This is a genomic window from Streptomyces sp. NPDC003691 (assembly GCF_053981115.1).
Window position 1 is genome coordinate 1 of the sequence record NZ_JBSFNQ010000227.1, and the last position, 1,437, is coordinate 1,437.

Consider the following 1,437-nt stretch of genomic DNA (forward strand, 5'->3'; position numbering starts at 1 on the left):
ATGGAAACCACCGCTATGACGCCTGCGCGCAGGCGTAGGCGGCGGTTCCTCTCAGCTCTGGTGTCCGGGAGTCTCCCCCGGCCACTCCACGACAGTGAATTCCCCACGGTGGCCGTAGCCCTCCCCAGCGGTCCGGAATCAGTTTTCGGGCAGCACAAAGCGGCATGACCCGTCCCTGACCTGTTGGTATCCGCCGCATCCTGAGGCAGCGCTTTGGTACCCGTCAATCACAAAAAAGACGTTGCATGTGACAACTGCCACAGAAATCGAGGTGTCGTGATGGGCGTGATGGGCCATGGGTGAGAACTCGGGCGAGGTGATGGACTTGCCGCCAAAATTGGTCTAGTCCACCCTTTCGAGATGCATGCCGATCAACTGACAGGAATAGGCCGTCGGCGGTCCCGTTAAGGGTGGATTGGTACCTGGGTTTCGCCGGAGGAGGGTGGTGCGACGGAGTCGGTTGCACCACCGGTTGGTTCCCCGTGCGGGCTGATTTTTCCGTGAAGCCATCACCGGGTGATGGTCACGGGACGTACACGTGAAGACCCGTATGGGTCATGCTGACTGGCGCTCTGCCCCCGCCGGGGAGCAGAGCCGGCTTGTGCTGCCCGTGGCCGGGCGGACGAATTCGGCGAGATCGTCACGGCGATCGGCCTTCGGACGATTTCGTCCGGTGGATCGGCTGCCGTTCAGGGGAGGGGATTCCAGCACCGTGGAACGTCCACGTCTCATCCGGGGACTGCCCCGGCGCACCACGGCGGGGGTGGCGGCCGTGCTGGCCGCGGCGCTCGGCGCCACGCTGCTGATACCCGACGGCGGTGACGACGGGCCGCCCGCGGCGGTCGACCGTGCCCCGGCGCAGGCGGAGAAGGCTCGTTCGGGTGGTGAGCCGCTGGATGAGCCGGCGGCGCGGGAGAAGGCGATGAAGACCGGGAAGCCGGTCGAGGTCGTCGCCCTGCGGGATGCCACCTCGACGGTTACGGCCCTGCCCAACGGCAAGTTCCGGCTGACCACGCAGGCGGCGCCGGTGCGGGCGAAGGTCGACGGCGAGTGGCTGCCGATCGACACCACGCTGAAGAAGACCGGTGACGGCTGGCGGCCGAAGGCCACGGTCAACCCGGTCACCTTCCACAGCGGCAAGGCGCGGAAGAAGAACAGCAAGGGTGAGCGGAGCAGCCGTAACTACGCCCGGGTGCCCCTGGCGAAGTCCGCTGACGGCCAGTACACCGACCTCGCCACCTTCACCGCGGACGGCCGTGAGCTGACGGTCGGCTGGCCCGGTGAGCTGCCGGAGCCCGAGGTCAGCGGCGCCAGCGCCCTCTACAAGAACGTCCTCGACGGCGTGGACCTGCTGCTGACCGCGCGGGACACCGGCTTCACCCATGTCCTCGTCGTGCACAGCGCCGAAGCGGCCGCCAATCCGGCCCTGAAGAAGAT

At 67.1% G+C, this 1,437-nt stretch carries 1 pseudogene; it reads left to right on the forward strand.

The features are described 5' to 3' along the window. Nucleotides 1–712: 712 nt before the first annotated feature. A pseudogene (locus tag ACWDR0_RS34880) lies at nucleotides 713–1,437 on the forward strand (VCBS repeat-containing protein); the annotation flags it as partial.